This window comes from Dokdonia genika, from assembly GCF_042652845.1.
In the GTDB taxonomy this organism is placed as follows: Bacteria; Bacteroidota; Bacteroidia; order Flavobacteriales; family Flavobacteriaceae; genus Dokdonia; species Dokdonia donghaensis.
Map to the genome: position 1 here is coordinate 192,125 of NZ_JBHSHB010000014.1, position 18,037 is coordinate 210,161.

At 38.3% G+C, this 18,037-nt stretch carries 14 protein-coding genes; 12 read left to right on the top strand and 2 right to left on the bottom strand.

Features of this window, described 5'->3' with window-relative positions; translation table 11 throughout:
* Positions 1–111: 111 nt before the first annotated feature.
* The 8 genes from ruvA (at position 112) to ACFO5T_RS09280 (ending at position 13,496) form a co-directional block, all read left to right on the top strand.
* Positions 112–693: a Holliday junction branch migration protein RuvA gene (gene ruvA / locus ACFO5T_RS09245; protein WP_375253327.1), complete on the top strand. Its 582-nt coding sequence runs from the start codon at positions 112–114 to the stop codon at positions 691–693.
* A gap of 7 nt (positions 694–700) precedes the next feature.
* Positions 701–8,170, top strand: a complete 7,470-nt coding sequence (sov, locus tag ACFO5T_RS09250) for a T9SS outer membrane translocon Sov/SprA (RefSeq protein WP_380033803.1) — start codon at positions 701–703, stop codon at positions 8,168–8,170.
* A 110-nt stretch (positions 8,171–8,280) separates the two neighbouring features.
* The gene (gene gcvH / locus ACFO5T_RS09255; RefSeq protein ID WP_038599116.1) at positions 8,281–8,661 is read left to right on the top strand and encodes a glycine cleavage system protein GcvH; all 381 of its coding nucleotides are present in this window, start codon (positions 8,281–8,283) and stop codon (positions 8,659–8,661) included.
* Complete coding sequence (locus tag ACFO5T_RS09260; protein ID WP_380033805.1) at positions 8,639–9,049, top strand: VanZ family protein; 411 nt, start codon at positions 8,639–8,641, stop codon at positions 9,047–9,049. The genes gcvH and ACFO5T_RS09260 overlap by 23 nt, the downstream gene beginning before the upstream one ends.
* Positions 9,050–9,103: 54 nt before the next feature.
* Entirely contained in the window at positions 9,104–9,832 is a 729-nt protein-coding gene (locus ACFO5T_RS09265; RefSeq protein WP_035327197.1) for an energy transducer TonB, read from the top strand.
* Between the two features lie 151 nt (positions 9,833–9,983).
* Positions 9,984–10,775: an energy transducer TonB gene (locus ACFO5T_RS09270; RefSeq protein ID WP_380033808.1), complete on the top strand. Its 792-nt coding sequence runs from the start codon at positions 9,984–9,986 to the stop codon at positions 10,773–10,775.
* 95 nt (positions 10,776–10,870) lie between these two features.
* Complete coding sequence (locus tag ACFO5T_RS09275) at positions 10,871–12,994, top strand: gliding motility protein RemB (RefSeq protein ID WP_380033810.1); 2,124 nt, start codon at positions 10,871–10,873, stop codon at positions 12,992–12,994.
* Positions 12,995–13,076: 82 nt separating this feature from the next.
* Positions 13,077–13,496, top strand: a complete 420-nt coding sequence (locus ACFO5T_RS09280; protein WP_380033812.1) for a hypothetical protein — start codon at positions 13,077–13,079, stop codon at positions 13,494–13,496.
* Between the two features lie 2 nt (positions 13,497–13,498).
* Here the strand turns inward: ACFO5T_RS09280 and ACFO5T_RS09285 are convergent, their stop codons facing one another.
* Both ACFO5T_RS09285 and ACFO5T_RS09290 read right to left on the bottom strand, forming a co-directional pair.
* Positions 13,499–13,867 (bottom strand): VOC family protein, encoded by a 369-nt coding sequence (locus tag ACFO5T_RS09285; RefSeq protein WP_380033814.1) that lies wholly within the window; start codon positions 13,865–13,867, stop codon positions 13,499–13,501.
* A gap of 6 nt (positions 13,868–13,873) precedes the next feature.
* A complete protein-coding gene (locus tag ACFO5T_RS09290) occupies positions 13,874–14,761 on the bottom strand; it encodes an MBL fold metallo-hydrolase (RefSeq protein WP_380033816.1) in 888 nt (295 codons plus the stop codon).
* A 165-nt stretch (positions 14,762–14,926) separates the two neighbouring features.
* On the opposite strand from ACFO5T_RS09290, the gene cyoE reads away from it, so the two are divergent.
* The 4 genes from cyoE to ACFO5T_RS09310 all read left to right on the top strand — a co-directional run bounded on the left by cyoE (position 14,927) and on the right by ACFO5T_RS09310 (position 17,909).
* Positions 14,927–15,820, top strand: coding sequence for a heme o synthase (cyoE, locus tag ACFO5T_RS09295; protein WP_380033818.1), 894 nt, complete (start codon positions 14,927–14,929; stop codon positions 15,818–15,820).
* Positions 15,821–16,402: a cytochrome c oxidase subunit 3 gene (locus tag ACFO5T_RS09300; RefSeq protein ID WP_375253282.1), complete on the top strand. Its 582-nt coding sequence runs from the start codon at positions 15,821–15,823 to the stop codon at positions 16,400–16,402.
* A 120-nt stretch (positions 16,403–16,522) separates the two neighbouring features.
* Complete coding sequence (locus ACFO5T_RS09305) at positions 16,523–17,500, top strand: cytochrome c oxidase subunit 3 (RefSeq protein ID WP_375253281.1); 978 nt, start codon at positions 16,523–16,525, stop codon at positions 17,498–17,500.
* A gap of 25 nt (positions 17,501–17,525) precedes the next feature.
* Positions 17,526–17,909, top strand: a complete 384-nt coding sequence (locus tag ACFO5T_RS09310; protein ID WP_035327215.1) for a cytochrome C oxidase subunit IV family protein — start codon at positions 17,526–17,528, stop codon at positions 17,907–17,909.
* Positions 17,910–18,037: the final 128 nt, after the last annotated feature.

An 18,037-nucleotide genomic window follows, 5' to 3' on the forward strand; every position in this document is an offset into this window, starting at 1 on the left:
CTAATTTTTCGGTGTGGTGGGGTTGTGCGCTTTCGCGAAAGCGTAAGGATATAAATAACATTTCTCCTAGACATATATTTCTTACATTTACGCACCTTAAAATACTGTTAAATGATTACGCACCTAAGCGGTAGACTTATTGAGAAGAATCCTACACACGTTGTATTAGACTGCAATGGAGTGGGATATTTTATAAACATCTCCTTGCATACTTTTGGGCAACTAGGTGATGGTGAGGCGCTCAAGCTGTATACCCATCTCCAGGTTAAGGAAGATAGCCATACACTATATGGTTTTATGGAGGTGATGGAGCGTGAGATATTTAGACTATTACTCTCTGTTTCTGGAATAGGAGCGAGTACCGCAAGAACAATGTTATCTTCACTTGAGCCTAATCAAATAAAGCAGGCTATCGCTTCAAATGATGTGGCGACCATACAAAGCATAAAGGGAATAGGGGCAAAAACAGCGCAGCGTGTGATTTTAGATCTTAAGGATAAAATACTTAAAGTATACGATATCAGTACCGAAAGTGCTGTGCAAAACAATACTAATAAAGAAGAGGCGTTATCTGCTTTAGAGACTTTAGGATTTGCGCGTAAGCAGGCAGAGAAAGTATGTCTAGCTATCACAAAAGAAAAGCCAGACGCGAGCGTAGAGACTATTATTAAAGAGGCATTAAAAAAACTGTAGGTCTATTTTGAAGCGAAATTATTACTTGAATTTACGTGTAGCGATATTGTTTATTGCGGTTATTTTTATAGGTAACCTAAGTGCTATAGCACAAGAAGAGGACCCTAGTGAAAGTGAAGAGAGCACCGCACCTGCGACTTTTTCTTTAGGAAGCCTTGTGTTACCTAACCCAAATAGCATTGTAGCAAAGTACACCTATGACCCTGTACTAGATAGATACATTTATACCGAAGAACTAGGTGCTTTTAATGTAACCTACCCACTTATACTTACTCCAGAAGAGTATGAAAAACGCGTGCGTGATGAACAAATGCGTCAATATTTTAGAGAAAAAATCACAGCAATAGATGGTCGTGCAGATGAGGATGACTCTAGAAATAGTCTTGTAAAATCTCTGTATGTAAAAAATGATCTTTTTGAATCTATTTTCGGAGGAGATGAGATTACGTTTACACCACAAGGTTCTGTAGAGATGGATCTCGGACTGTTATTTACAAAGCAAGATAATCCAGCCTTTTCTCCTCGTAATAGAAGAAATTTTACATTTGACTTTGACCAGCGTATAAGTCTTAGTTTATTAGGACAAGTAGGTGAACGCCTCCAGATCACGGCAAACTATGATACGGAGTCTACCTTTAATTTTCAGAATCAAATAAAACTAGAATACACGCCTACTGAGGATGACATCATCCAGAAGATAGAAGTGGGTAACGTGTCTATGCCTCTTAATAGTGCATTGATACAGGGTTCGCAAAGCCTTTTTGGTGTTAAGACTGAGTTGCAGTTTGGTAAAACTAGGGTGACCGCAGTATTCTCAGAAAATCAGTCACAACCCAAAACTGTTACTGCAGAGGGTGGTGCGACGGTGCAAGAGTTTGAAGTTCCGGCGCTTAACTATGATGAGAATCGTCACTTCTTCTTAGCACATTATTTTAGAGACAGTTATAACGACGCGCTTAAAAATTATCCCTTTATAGATAACAGTGGGGTGCAAGTAACTCGAGTAGAAGTATGGATTACAAATAGACAAAATCAAACTACAAATGCACGTAACATTGTTGCAATACAAGATATAGGTGAGTCTAACCCAGATAATATAGGTATTAACGCTGGAGCAAACCCTGGTTTTATAAACAGTAGTTTTAATGCTTTTCCAGATAATGCAAATAATGATTTCAACCCGAGAGGTATTAATGATGCTTCTGTGCAGTCGCAGTTATCTCCAGCTATACGAGATGTTGCAACAGTAGGGCAAGGTTTTGGGAATATAACTGTACAAGATGGGACAGATTATGTGCTTTTAGAAAATGCTCGTAAACTAGATAACTCACAATTTACTTTGTATCCAGGTCTTGGTTATATCTCATTAAACCAGCGCCTTAATAATGATGAGGTGCTGGGAGTCGCTTTCCAGTATACCGTAGGAGGACAAGTGTATCAAGTAGGAGAATTTGCAAATGATGGTGTAAATGCTACCGAGGGTAATAGACCAGATGCAGATATGGACGGAATACCAGATATCGCAGATGCAGATAGCCCGGTTACACGACCAGATGATGATAATGATGGTATTGCAAATGATGCAGATGCAGATAGTAATGGGGATGGTATTCTAAACGGTCAAGATGCAGATGGTGACGGTATACTAGATACTGTTATACCCGCAGGTCAAGCAGGAAGCCCTGTAAATCTTGTCGTAAAAATGCTTAAGAGTAACCTCACAAATGTTGAGGAGCCTATTTGGGACTTGATGATGAAGAATATTTACCCACTAGGTGCTTTTCAATTAGAGCAAGATGGGTTTAGACTTAATATAGTTTATGCAGATCCTTCGCCTATTAATTTTATCTCACCAGTCGCTGGTGAGCCATTACCTACACTCTTTGATGGTGTAAATAATGACAATACGATGGATGAAGGTCAAGATCGTGGCGCGCTTGAGAGTAATACGTTATTGCGACTTTTTAATCTTGATAGACTTACCACTTTTGGTGATCCACAAGTAGGAGGAGATGGTTTTTTTGATTTTGTACCGGGTGTTACTGTACACGTTCAAAATGGAAGTATAGTATTTACCACGGTTGAGCCTTTTGGAGAAAATCTATTTGAGTTACTTAGTGTTAATGATGGTGCGGAAAATTATGAAAATGAAGACACCTATAATGCACACCAAGATAAGTATGTTTATAGCTCACTCTATCAGTCTACAAAAACAATAGCACGTGATAATGCAGAAAAAAATAAGTTCTTACTAAAGGGGCGCTATAAATCTGCACAAGAGCAAGGTATTCCATTAGGGGCTTTTAATATTCCTCAGGGTTCTGTTAGGGTAACGGCTGGTGGCCGTGTACTTGTAGAAGGTCTTGATTATACTGTAAATTATCAATTAGGGCGTGTTATTATTTTAGACAAATCACTTGAGGCATCTGGAATTCCTATTTCTGCATCTGTTGAGAATAACACCATTTTTGGACAGCAAAATAAGCGCTTTACAGGAATTAATGTAGAACACCAGTTTAGTGAAAACTTCATAGTAGGAGGTACTTTTTTAAATTTAAATGAAAGACCGCTTACGCAAAAAGCCACATATAACTTTGAGCCTATAAATAATACTATTGTAGGTCTTAATGCAAGCTACTCAACTGAGCTCCCTTTCTTAACGAGATGGGTGAATAAGTTGCCTAACATTGATACAGATGTACCTTCTAACTTATCTGTGCGAGGAGAAGTTGCTTACTTGCTCCCAGGTCAACCTAAAGGAACAGATTTTAATGGTGAGGCTACTTCTTACATAGATGACTTTGAAGGAGCGCAGACATCAATAGACGTAGGAGGCCCATTGCAGTGGAGTTTGTCATCACCTCCAGTAGGTTTTGGTGGTGAATTTGCAAATGGTGACCTTGCAACAGGATATCGTCGTGCAAAATTTGCTTGGTATACTATTGACCCTATTTTCTATAATAACCAGAGACCTGATGGAATTTCTGATGATGACTTGTCGTTACCAGAAACACGTCGTGTGTTCAGAGATGAAATTTTCCCACAACAAGATATCATATCTGGTCAAACGCAAGCTCTTTTCACACTTGATTTAGCTTATTTTCCAGATCAAAGGGGGCCTTATAACTTCAGTCCAGATGCTGTAGACGGAACATTATCTAATCCTCAAGAGAATTTTGGAGGTATAACAAGACAGTTAACCTCTACAGATTTTGAGCAAGCAAATGTTGAGTTTGTTGAGTTCTGGTTACTAGATCCATTTTATGCAGATGGCGATACAACAAGCCCAGGAGGAAATCTAACCATAAACCTAGGTAGTATTTCTGAAGATATCCTTAAGGATGGTCGTAAACAGTATGAAAATGGATTACCTAACGATGGTGGTGAGGTAGGAACCTCAGAAACTGTATGGGGAAAAGTACCCACTAACCAGTCATTAGTATATGCTTTTGATACAGAAGGTCAAGAACGTGCAAATCAAGATATAGGTTATGATGGTCTTAGTGATGCAGAAGAAATGATAGAGTTTCCAAACTTTGCAAACTTACCTGACCCAGCTGGTGATAACTATAATTACTTTCTTAATACAGAGGGGGGAGTTGTAGAACGTTATAGAGATTATAATAATAATCAAGGGAACTCACCTGTTGAGGTTACGCAAACTAATCGTGGCTCGACTACTTTTCCAGATGTAGAAGATGTAAACCGTGATAATACAATGAACACGGTAGATGCATATTTTGAGTATGAATTACCTATTAATCCTTCCTCACTTAGTGTAGAAAATAATCCATTTGTCACAGATGTAAGGGAGCTTACAGTTACTACTCAAAATGGATCGCAATTACCTACGAGGTGGGTTCAGTTTAGAGTGCCTATAAATCAAGCTACAAATGTGGTAGGAGGTATTAATGATTTTAGAGCAATCCGTTTTATGCGTATGTATATGAGTGGGTGGCAAGAAGATGTTGTACTTCGTTTTGGAACACTAGATCTTGTGCGTGGAGATTTTAGAAGATACTTACTTTCATTAGATCCTAATGAAAATACAGAGATGAATGATGGTGATGATACACTTTTTGAAGTTGCCGCAGTAAACATTGAGGCAAACGAAACTAGAGAGCCTGTTCCTTATGCATTACCTCCAGGTGTAATAAGAGAGCGCCTTAACAACAACAATAATAACATAAGACAAAACGAGCAGTCTCTTTCTTTAAGAGTTGAAAATCTTGAAGAGCAAGATGCGCGAGGAGTATATAAGTATTATTCGCTTGATATGCGACAGTATAAAAATCTTAAGATGTTTATGCACGCAGAGCCTATTATTGAAAATGGGCTAGATAATCAAAATGTTGTAGGGTTTATTAGAATGGGAACCGACCTTAATTCTAATTTTTATCAAATAGAGCTGCCACTCGCACCTACACCATTTAATGTTTCAAATCAAGATAGAGAGGCGATTTGGCCAGCGGCAAATGAATTAGATCTGTCATTAGAATTGCTGCAAACCATAAAATCTAAAGTAATTGCAGGAGATGTAGAGTCAGATCCAGATGATATAACTTATTTTGATCAAAATGGAGATCGTATTCTTAATCCAGAAGAAACTTGTTATGAGGAAGGGCAACTTCGTATAGGTATACAGGGTCTTCCTAGTTTTGGAGATGTAAGAACATTAATGCTAGGGGTTAAAAATGGTAACCCTACCAGTAATCAGGCAATGGGATGTTCGCCTGGAGAAATTGGCGCCGAGGTTTGGTTTAATGAACTTCGTTTGTCTGATCTTACTAATGATGGAGGATATGCAGGTATTGTAAGTCTTGATGGTAACATTGCAGACTTTGCAAATGTATCTGCTACCGGTAGAGTAAGCACAGTTGGTTTTGGAAGTGTTGAGCAAAATGCTGGAGAGCGTAGTCTTGAAGATGTAATGCAGTATGATGTAGTTACAAACCTAAACGCTGGACAACTATTACCTAAAAAATGGGGTGTGCAATTACCACTTAACTATTCTATAGGAGAGCAGAGTATCACACCTAAGTTTGACCCCCTTTATGAAGATGTTGAGCTAGATACCTCACTTGATAATGCGGCAGATCAAGAGCAGAGAGATCAGATAGAAGACTATGCTATAGACTATACAAAGCGTCAAAGCTTTAATGCAATAGGTGTGCGTAAGGAGCGCACAAACACAGACCGTAAACCTATGCCATATGATATAGAAAACCTTACTTTCTCATATTCATATAGCCAGACAGATCATAAGGATTTTGAGATTGAAGAATCTTTAGATCAAAATGTGAGATTGGGAGGGACGTACAATTTTAATTTTAACTCAAAGCCTATCGAACCATTTGCAAAGAACGATAGCCTTTTTACAGGGAAGTACTATAAATTCTTAAAGGATTTTAATTTCAACTACCTACCTTCTAGTGTGGCAGTGCAATCTAACATTGTGCGCCAGCGTAACGAGCAAAAATTTAGAGATGTATTTGCAAATGATGGTGATATAGCTTTACCACGTTTATTTCAACGTAATTATTTATTTGACTGGGGGTATGCCATTGACTTTCCTATTACAAAAAGTCTAAGATTCAACTACAATATGAATCATAATCGTGTGGTGAGAAACTATCTCGATAGTGATGGTTCTCCATCATTTCTAGATGATGAAGGTCAAGAGGTAGCTGGTTTTGGTATATATGATGGATTCTTAGATGTAGGTACGCCAGACACACACTTTGGAGTTTTACAGCTTAACTATGATTTACCATTTGAGAAGTTTCCGTTTACAGAGTGGATAACTGCTACATATGCATATACAGCAAACTATAGATGGCAACGTGGATCACAGCAATTTCAAGTTTTAGATAATATACCAGAGATTGGGAATAGTGTAGAAAACACAAATACCCACGCCATAAATGGTACATTAGATATGGAAAAGCTCTATAAATATGTAGGACTTAATAAGAAGAAAAAGAAGCGAGCAACAGCCTCTAGGCCTAGAGGGCTACCATCTCCAGAAGATACCCGTAAAACATCAGATAGAGAACGTAAAATCGCCGAGGACCAAGGTTCGAATAGTAGCGGTTTGAGCGGTTCAGATAAAGCGCTTAACACAGGTGTAAGTTTACTTACAGCAATAAAGCGAGTGCAATTCAACTACGAAGAAAATAATGGAATTTACTTGCCAGGGTATTTACCATCTGTAGGATTTACAGGAAGTTTAAAGCCTACACCAGGATTTATTTTTGGTAGCCAGGCAGAGGTGCGAGAACTAGCAGCTAAGAATGGATGGCTTACATTATTTCAAGATTTTAATGAGCAGTATCGTGAGGTCGAGAGTAGAAACTTAGGTGTCCAGGCAAGAATAGGACTCTTAAAAGATCTTGATATTGATCTTAATATGAATAGAGTGTATCAAGAAAATTATCAAGAAAATTACCGTGTAGATCCAGAGACATTACAGTATGAGTCTCTTACGGGTAATAGCTTTGGTAGATTTAATATTTCAACGTTACTCATTGCAACAGCCTTTAATGAGAGCACATCAGATTTTTCTGAAACATTTAATACGTTTAGAGAAAACAGATTAGCAGTTGCAGACAGGCTCGCCACAGATTTTTATGGAGGAGCAGGTTTTGAAAGAGATGAAAACGGTTTCCCAGAAGGTTTTGGAAGAACAAACCAGCGTGTATTATTACCAGCATTTTTATCTGCTTATACCGGTAAAGATATAAACAAGACAGATTCTGGTTTCTTAAGAAATGTCCCACTTCCTAACTGGAATATTAAGTACACGGGACTAATGAACTTAGACTGGTTTAGAAGCAAGTTTAAAAGGTTCTCAATACAACACGGTTATACAGCGGGGTATTCTGTAAATAATTTTCAGACTAACCTAGCTTATGATAGAAGTACAGATGGAGATCCAGAAACCGCACAGAGAGATCAAGCGGGTAACTTCTTAAACCAAACATTACTAGGCAACGTTACACTCACAGAGCAATTTACACCACTAGTACGTATAGACTTTGAAATGAAAAACTCAGTCAAAATACTTGCAGAGGTTAAGCGTGATAGAGCACTCGGCTTAAGCTTTGATAACAACCTGCTCACAGAGATTAAAGGTAATGAGTACATACTAGGGCTGGGGTATCGTATTAAAGACCTTCGTTTTGTGACAAACTTTGGAGGTTCGCGTAGAGTACTTAAAAGTGACTTAAATTTTAAGGCAGATTTATCTCTTAGGCAAAACGAGACTATTATAAGATACCTTGATATAGATAATAGTCAGACCACGCAGGGCCAAGACATATACGGCTTGCGTTTTTCAGCAGACTATGCACTCACTAAAAACTTAACAGCACTTTTCTATTACGATCATACATTTTCGACATTTGCCATATCAACGGCATTTCCGCAAACAACGATTCGTTCAGGATTTACCTTGAGATATAACTTTGGAAACTAAAATAATTACGCTTTCGCGAAAGCTAGATGCTATATAATTTATATTTAATAAAAGATTATAATTATTTTCGCGTAAGCATACTTTAAACACATAATTAATACCACCAAGAAATGAATATACCAGCAGAGTTGAAATATACAAAGGACCACGAGTGGGTACGTATAGAAGGAGATGTAGCCGTAGTAGGAATCACAGATTTTGCTCAAGGAGAGCTAGGTGACATCGTATACGTTGAGGTAGAAACTCTTGACGAGACCTTAGATAAAGATGAAGTTTTTGGAACAGTAGAAGCTGTAAAGACAGTTTCTGATCTTTTCTTGCCACTTTCTGGAGAGATAGTTGCTTTTAATGAAGGTCTTGAAGATGAACCAGAGACAGTAAACAGTGATGCATATGGAGCTGGCTGGATGATAAAAATTAAGTTTTCTGATGCTTCTGAAATAGAAGAGCTTTTAAGTGCAGAAGCTTATGGAGAGCTCATCGGTGGGTAAAATTATAGGAGTTGTTGCTACTCTTTATACAATACTACTAACTATAGGCTCACTTATTAAGCCTGTTCACGTAGTTCCTAAAGTAACTAATTTTGATAAGCTCCTGCACGCAGGAGCTTATTTTGGTCTTGCCTTACTCTGGTTGTTGTTTTACTTTATGTATAAGAAAATAACAGTAAAAAAGAGTACACAGCTTAAGACCTATCTCATTATCGCTTTAATTTTAATAGGTTACGGCATAGTGATTGAGGTAATGCAAGGGAGCTTAACCATTTATAGACAACCAGATGGCTGGGATGTAATTGCAAATACCATAGGTGTCCTTTCTGGATGTTTGTGCTTTGCTTTGTTTTTTAAGAAATTTAAAGCGTTAAATACGCGATATTAATTTCTATAGTGATAATAATTTTGCTATTTTAGCTATCTACTTAATACATTAATTATGGAACCCAAGAAAAATCCAAAAGCAGATCTTCGTAAAAGGAGTGTGCTCTTTTTTCAGTTAGGACTCATCGCAGTTCTAGCACTTACGTATATCACTATAGAGTGGAAAACGTATGACAACGCTGCTGTAGATATAGGGCAGTTAGATCTTGATGATCTTGATGACGAAGAAATTCCAATCACGGAGTTAAATACGCCTCCACCACCACCTCCACCACCGCCGCCACCAGCGCCGGAAATTATCGAGGTTGTAGAAGATGAAGAAGAAATAGAGGAAACCGTAATTGAGTCTACAGAGACAGATGCCGAAGAGGAAATCGTTGAAGTAGAAGAAGTAGAAGTAGTAGAAGAAGAAGAAGAAATTGCAGATGTACCATTTGCAGTTATTGAAAACGTGCCTATCTTCCCTGGTTGCGAGTCTATGAAGAACAACGACCAGCGTAAAAAGTGTATGTCTGAAAAGGTAAGTAAACTTGTAAATAAGAAGTTTAATACTGAGTTAGGAAGTGACCTTGGTCTTTCTGGAATAAACAGAATCTTTGTGAGTTTCAAGATTGATAAAAAAGGAAACATTACAAACATACGTTCACGTGCACCGCACCCTAGACTTCAAACAGAAGCAGAGCGTGTAATTAGATTGTTACCTAAAATGACACCAGGTAAGCAACGTGGTAAGCCAGTAGGAGTATTATACTCTCTACCTATTACATTTAAAGTAGAAGACTAGTCTATACGACTTAATTTATATAAAAACTGCCTCAGCGATGAGGCAGTTTTTTTTGTGTCAAAAAAAAGAGACCACCGCTAGGTGATCTCTTAGTTTGGCTTACTTCTTGATTCGTTTTAAGAATTGTTCAACATTTTTAAAACCATATCTTATGGAAAATTCCAAAGAAGGTACGACTGTTCGCCAAAACAGCACGTACACATCAAGCCGCAAACACGAGGCAAATTTACGAAGAAATCCCACGCTTCATTTTCAAATTGGGTTAATCTTAGCACTTCTCGCATCCATATTCTTTATAGAAATGCGCACTGTAGAAAAGAATTTTGCAGTAGTTGAGCCTACCGAAAGTTATGACGAAGTCTATACGATAGGTGAAGTCCGGGTAGAGAAGAAGGAGGTAAAAGTCAAGAAAAAGGTGCAGCCTAAAAAGCAGCAAGAACCTAAAGTGCTTGACAATATCAAAAAGCAAGAAGATGATGTAAAAGACTTAGTAGAAGATCTTACATCAGACTCAGAGCCAGACGATACTAAAATGGTAGAACCGGGTAGTGTTACAGAGGTAGAGGAGCCTGTAGAGCCGGAGACGGTTCCCTTTGTTGCTATTGAGACCGTTCCGCTTTTTCCAGGTTGTGAAGGTCTTAGTGATAATGACGAGCGCCGTGATTGTATGAGTGCAAACATCTCAAAATTTGTCACTAAAAAGTTTAGAGCCGAAAGAGGAGAGGGCTTGGGTCTAGAGGGTGTAAACCGTATTTACGTAAACTTTAAGATAGATAAGTTTGGTAAAGTGGTAGATGTAATGGCAAAGGCCCCTCACCCTAAACTAGAGAAGGAGGCATTGCGAGTAGCAAGATTATTACCAGATATGACTCCTGGTAAGCAGGGAGGAAAAGATGTAGCTGTCTTATTCTCATTACCTATAATCTTTGAAATCAGAGACTAAATGAATTAATTTACGTTAAGAATCCCGTTACCTGAGGTGACGGGATTTTTTGTGCAATAAACCCTATCTTTCGGCTGCAAACATCACGGCTTATTATGCATAAATACCTCCTTCTTTTTGTCTCTTTTTTAGCAACTACTATAACAGCTCAGGTTACGACTAGTGATTTTGAAAAATATCCTGTTTTCCCAGGCTGTGAGACTATAGATATCGCACAACTGCAAGATTGTTTTAATGAGAAGTTTATTGCGCATATACTTGACAATTTTGAGGTGCCAGCTGTGGTGAGTCAAGATAACTTTCAAGGTAAAATGGTAATCCTTTTTGAGGTTACTAAAACAGGTGATTTTAAGCTACTCTATACAGATGCGATGTATCCAGAGCTTAAGACCGCTGCTCAGGATGTTTTTGAGACGCTGCCTCAAGTTGCTCCGGCTACCTATAATGGAGAGCCTACGTACCTGCAGTTTACAATGCCTGTTTTATTACCACTAGATAGAAATGTTGTGGATACGATGATCGTGGAGGATGGTGGTAATTCCGCTTTCGCGAAAGCGGAAAAAGAAACCGTAAATCCTATGCAGCAAGAGTATGACCGCATTAGAAACCTCAAGTTTGATGATCAAAATGAATATACGAGTGGGCTAAATATCCCTTTCTCACATCAAGTATATAGTAGGTTTGACCAGGAGCTTAATCTTGTGGGGACAAATGCACATACGGCAAGCAAGCCTTTCTTATATAACACGGTAAACCCATATTATAATTTTAAAGAGAAGAAAGATGCACTGCTCAAGGAGAAGTCTACGTGGTTTGGGAGAAAGTGGTCTAACGAGCATATGGTGCAAATACAAGGTGAAGATTACTGGATCACTCTAGACCCTGCAGCAGATTTGCAACTAGGTTATGAAACCGATGATGCAAAAATTAATGACTTTACTTATAACAACACCAGAGCTGTTTACGTACAAGGAGGGCTTGGTAAGAAGATAAATTTCTTTGCAGCCGTGTATGAGAGTCAAGGGCGGTTCCCAAGATATTTTGACGCCATAGCTAGGTCATTAAGACCAGATGGAGGAAACCCAGCAGTTATACCGGGAAGAGGTATTGCAAAGGAGGGGACAAATGGCGATCTTGATTATCCGGTTGCAGAGGGGTATGTGTCATACACACCGTCTAAGTATTTTAATATACAGCTAGGGCACGGTAAGCAATTTATAGGAGATGGGTATAGATCATTGTTACTTAGTGATAATGCCAGTTATTTTCCTTACTTAAAACTCAATACTACATTCTGGAAGTTTAAGTATACAAATACTTGGACCTCGCTGCGTGATGTGCGACCAGAGGTAACTGCAGATGGTGCTTTCCGCACAAAGTATATGAGTAATCACTATCTAAGTTGGAATGTCTCAAAACGATTAAACGTAGGTCTCTTTGAGTCTGTAATATGGGAAAATGAAAATGGTAGAGGTTTTGATTTTAATTTCTTAAACCCAGTAATTTTTTACAGAGCCATTGAGTTTTCTACAGGGTCAAGAGGAGGAAATGCACTTATAGGTCTCACAGGTAAATACAAGGTAAATGACCGAGTAAACGTATACGGACAGATTGTAATTGACGAATTTTCGGCGGGTGATGTTTTTAATGGTAGCCAGAGTTATAAAAATAAGCAAGGTTTTCAGCTAGGAGCAAAGTATTATGATGCCTTTGGAATTAAAAACCTTACACTACAAGGCGAGTATAATCAAGTGAGACCGTATGTGTACTCTAATAATGAGATACAGCTCAACTATGGTCACACTAACCAGTCACTAGCACACCAATGGGGCGCAAACTTTAAGGAGCTCATAGGTATTGCTAGATACGAGCGTGATCGCTGGTATGGTACGGCAAAGCTTATTGTAGGTGCTCGAGGAGTCGAGATAGGTAATATAAACGAGGTGTATTATGGAGGTAGTATTTATGGTAATGATGAGAATAGACCTTCAGATAACGGGATTGCATTTTTTCAAGGTAATAAGGTAACTAGTGTGTATGGCGATCTGGAGTTAGGGTATCTCATAAACCCCGCCACCAATTTAAAAGTATATGTAAACCCAATATATCGCTCTCAAACAGCAGATGTTCAAGAAGCGCCACTTGGAATTGATACTAAAACACTATGGTTTAATGTAGGTTTTAGAACAGATCTCTTTAACTGGTATTACGATTACTAGATAAATAGGTAGCACATACTATTTGAATAAGAGTGCTCGTTATTTGTAAAGGCGAGAAACTACTTTATCAATCCAATTTGCTATGTTATCCAAAATCAACCTTCTCTGGGTGGTTGTCGCTGTGCTTCTTGTCTCTTGTGCTCAAAAAAAGGAGTGTCATAATACACAACGCAACCCAATACTTGCCTCAAATATTTACTCTAGCAAAGCGTATCAAGCAGAGCTGTATAGACTTATAAAAGAAAGCCCAGATGTAGATTACTACTATGAGATGAGGGAAGAGATTTTTGGTCAAGTGTATCTTGTCGTGAGTGCATATGGAGATGCTTTTTGTGGTAAGCTCTGCCTGGTCATCTCAGAAGAGGATGCTTCTCACATAGCCATAGACGCTAGTAAAGGTTATCAAGGCGCGCAGCTTATAGGTCTAAAGTATAAAAGAAAAGAAACTGCTTATGCCTTATCGAGTCTCGTTTATGACTCTATGGAATATCTAGTAGATTGATCTTACTTAAAATTACCTATGTGCCATAGTATACCTGAGGGGTCGTGTAAAAAGAACTCACGTCCCCAGTCATTATTTACAATATTAGAGAGCTTTACATTTTTAAATTGCTCACTAAGTTGTAAAGATTGTAGGTGTGAGAGATACTCATCAAGTTGTGCTATTTCTAAAAAGAGCATTGTGTTATCTACCCAGTCTTTTACATAGGCATCTTGTAAATAAAAGCCAAAGCCTTCTCGTGTAAACAGTGTCATATCTGGAGAGATCATACGTTCTTCAAATCCAATGGCTTTGTAAAAGGCACTCGAGGTTTTAAAGTCTTTTGAGCCTATAAAAGGCCTTATGGATTTGATGTGTATTTCTGAGCTCATATGCGTTTAGTTTTCATTCGTTTCTAGCTCTTGCAAAATGCTTTTGTAGACTGTATTTCTAAATTTTGGTCCAGAGATAAAATCTTTTGCTGTTTCTGCATCTGTAAAAAATGAGCTTGTTATAGACTCCATTGTAGTAACCTCTTTTAAAGATACATTGTTTTGAGCAGCTTTTTTAACCTCAGTATATACAGTAACGAGCATATCGTGATATTTCTGGTAGTCTGCCTTTGTTGCGAGTGCCCCGTGACCAGGGATGATTTTTGTGTCATTATTGACGAGCATCAATCCTTTTTTTGCAGCGGCAATATCACCTTCTATACTTCCGCCTCTGTTTATATCTATAAAGGGGAATCGCCCGTTAAAGAACGTATCGCCAGTGTGAAGTACGTTACTTTGTGCAAAATAGACTAAAGCATCACCATCTGTATGTGCATTGTGCACGTGTGTTAAAAACACATCATCTCCATTTTGATAAAAGGTTGCATCCTCACTAAAGGTGATTACGGGTAGTCCTGCATTTGCAGTGTTTTCATTTTCTGATAGTCTTTTACGCACATTATCGTGAGCTACAATCATTGCGCCGGCTGCCTCAAAATTTGCATTACCACCACTGTGATCACCGTGAAAGTGTGTATTTACAAGAAACTTTACAGGTTGTGGTGAGATGGTTTTTATAGCTGCGGTAATTTTATCACTAAGTGGCGCAAACTGATCATCTATCATAAATACACCATCTACTCCGGTAGATATGCCTATGTTTCCGCCAGCACCTTGTAGCATATAGATGTGGTCTGACACTTCTTTTACTGTGATTTCTACATTATCAAAGCGCCCTTGAGCGACACTTATCGTTGTGAGTAAAAGGGCAAGCGAGAGCGTAATATATTTCATAATTAGGAGTCTATTTTTGTTTGTAGTCGCAAGTTATTAATTACGCTTTCGCGAAAGCGCAATTTTAACAATCCCTTGTGTAAAGCTTTCATTTTTTATGAGTTGTACAGATTGCTTTTGTGAGGTATCTTTGCACGACAAAAAATAAAGCAAAAACTACGGCCTTTGAGCGACGTTGCAGTACATACAAATACCTATTCGGCTTGGTACGATTTTAAGGAAATCACAAAGATGCGCTTATCTATAAGTGTGGTCTTTTCTAGTGTTGCTGGTTACTTTCTTGCGGCAGATACTATAGACTGGCTTGTGGTGGCACTCTTATCTGTAGGTGGTTATTTTATGGTAGGCGCGTCTAATGCTTATAACCAAGTGCTGGAGCGAGATCTTGATGCACTTATGGATCGTACAAAAAACAGACCCGTAGCCTCTGGGCGTATGTCTGTGAGTACGGCGCTTGCTATAGCCATTGTATTTACGATATTAGGTCTTGGTACGTTATGGTACATAAACCCACAGACAGCAATGTTTGGTGGGATTTCTATTTTTATGTATGTACTATTATACACGCCACTTAAGACTAAAACACCATTATCTGTTTTTGTAGGAGCCTTTCCAGGTGCGATACCATATATGCTGGGTTGGGTAGCTGCGACAAATGATTTTGGTATAGAGCCAGGCACACTGTTTATGATACAGTTTTTCTGGCAATTTCCTCACTTTTGGGCAATAGGGTGGTTTCTTTTTGATGACTATAAAAAAGGAGGCTTTGCTATGTTACCTACGGGAAAACGTGATAAGGGTACGGCCTTACAGATTGTACTGTACACAGTCTGGACGGTGCTTATCTCACTTGTTCCTGCCTTTGGAGTGACTGGAGATTTATTTTTATCACCTATATCTGCTATTGTAGTGGGTGCTCTGGGATTATTTATGCTGTACTGGGCAATAAAATTGTACCAGAACAGAGATGCAAAAACAGCCAAACGACTAATGCTTTCAAGTGTAACGTATATTACACTACTTCAAATTGTTTTTGTTGTAGATAAATTTTTAAGATAGATGGATTATACCCAAGGAGGAGAACGATTAAAAGAAGAGCGTGCAAAAAAGCAAATGCTCTGGTTTGGTATTATAAGCTTATGTATGACTTTTGCTGGGCTTACAAGTGCGTACATAGTGAGTATGGAGCGTCGGGATTGGTTAGAAACCTATGATTTTCCGCAAGCACTTATCATATCTACAGTGCTTATTGTGATAAGTAGTGTGACCATACATTTAGCAAAAAATGCGATAATTAATAATAAGAAGAGTCTGGGTACGGCGCTATTATTAATCACTTTTTTACTAGGCTTAGGTTTTGTGGCTTCACAATTTGCTGGTTTTGCATCATTTCAAGAGCAAGGCTTTTATTTTACAGGAGCTTCTAGTAATATTACCACGACATTTTTATTTTTAATTATAGCGGTTCACATTGCACACGTAGTAGCTGGATTTATTGCTCTGTTGGTAGTGATTATTAATCATTTAAGAGGTAAGTATTCGGCAGAGAGCCATTTAGGATTGTCGCTGGGAGTCACGTTTTGGCACTTTTTAGACATTTTATGGGTCTTTTTATTTGTATTACTCTTTGTGACAAAATAGAGATTGTGAGAACGCTTTCGCGAAAGCGTATCTAAAACCATTATAAATCGGAGTCTGAGTGTTGAATTCCGAATAGAAAATACTTATTTTTGCAACCATTAAATTAACCAATTCTTACGAATGGACACGACTGTGACACATAATAACTCTGAGGAAGGAACTTGGAGTGGTGGAAATCAACCACTAAGAGCAAGCTACGGAAAACTAATGATGTGGTTTTTTATCGTATCTGATGCATTAACCTTTTCTGGGTTTCTTGCGGCTTACGGTTTTTCAAGATTTAAATTTATAGATGCCTGGCCTATTGCAGATGAGGTTTTTACCCACGTACCTTTTGTACACGGTAACTTCCCTATGATCTATGTGGCATTTATGACATTTGTATTAATTATGTCTTCTGTGACTATGGTGCTTGCCGTAGATGCAGGTCATCACTTAAAGCATAAGAGTGTAGCATTCTATATGTTCTTAACGATTATAGGAGGTATTATCTTCGTGGGATCACAAGGATGGGAGTGGGCAACTTTTATCAAGGGAGACTTTGGAGCAGTAGAAACTAAGGGTGGTAAAATCCTTCAGTTTGTAGATACAGAGGGTAACCGTCTTGCCCTTGCAGACTTTGCTATTGAGCAGGCTAGCGAGCGTGAGCAGCACTTAGGTAAAAACGGTATCTGGTATGATCAAGAGGCTACGCCTACAACGTACTCTATAGAGGAGGTAAAAGCAGGATTTGCTGCTACGCCTAATGCACTTATACGTATACAAACACTTACAGAAGATGGTGAGAAAACGGTACTCTCTAGAGAAGCGTCACTTGCTAAGCTTAACAAAGATGGTAAGCAAGTAGTAGAAGGAGCAAACCTTATACACAATGAGTATGGAGCACCACTATTTGCAGATTTCTTTTTCTTTATTACAGGTTTTCACGGTTTCCACGTATTTTCTGGGGTACTAATTAATATCATTATTTTCTTTAATGTGGTGTTAGGTACATACGAGAGAAGAGGACACTATGAGATGGTTGAAAAGGTTGGGTTATACTGGCACTTTGTAGACCTTGTATGGGTATTTGTATTTACATTCTTCTACCTAGTTTAATTTACCACGCAGACAGTTATATATTATGGCACACGAACATAAACTTGCAATATTTAGAGGAACTTTAAAGTTCAAAAATAACATTCAGAAAATCTGGGGTGTACTTATATTTTTAACCTTAGTAACAGCTGTAGAAGTTGTACTAGGTATCTATAAGCCAGAATTCTTAATAGAAACTACATTTATAAGAATGAAGCTTCTTAACTGGATCTTCATTATACTTACTATAGTTAAGGCTTACTATATCACTTGGGACTTTATGCATATGCGTGATGAGGTTAAGGGATTAAGAAGAGCTGTAGTTTGGACAGGTATATTCCTTATTTGCTACTTAGTATTTATACTACTTACAGAAGGAGATTACATCTTTGAGGTTTACAACAACGGTTTCCAGAGTTGGGATTTTTAAGAATCAAACAGTATTTATAAAGCGACTTTCGGGTCGCTTTTTTTATGCGTTTTATTTCCGCTTTCGCGAAAGCGTTATTTCACAAAAATTGAAAAGAATACCTCGCTCTATTCCCGTCTGGGATTTAT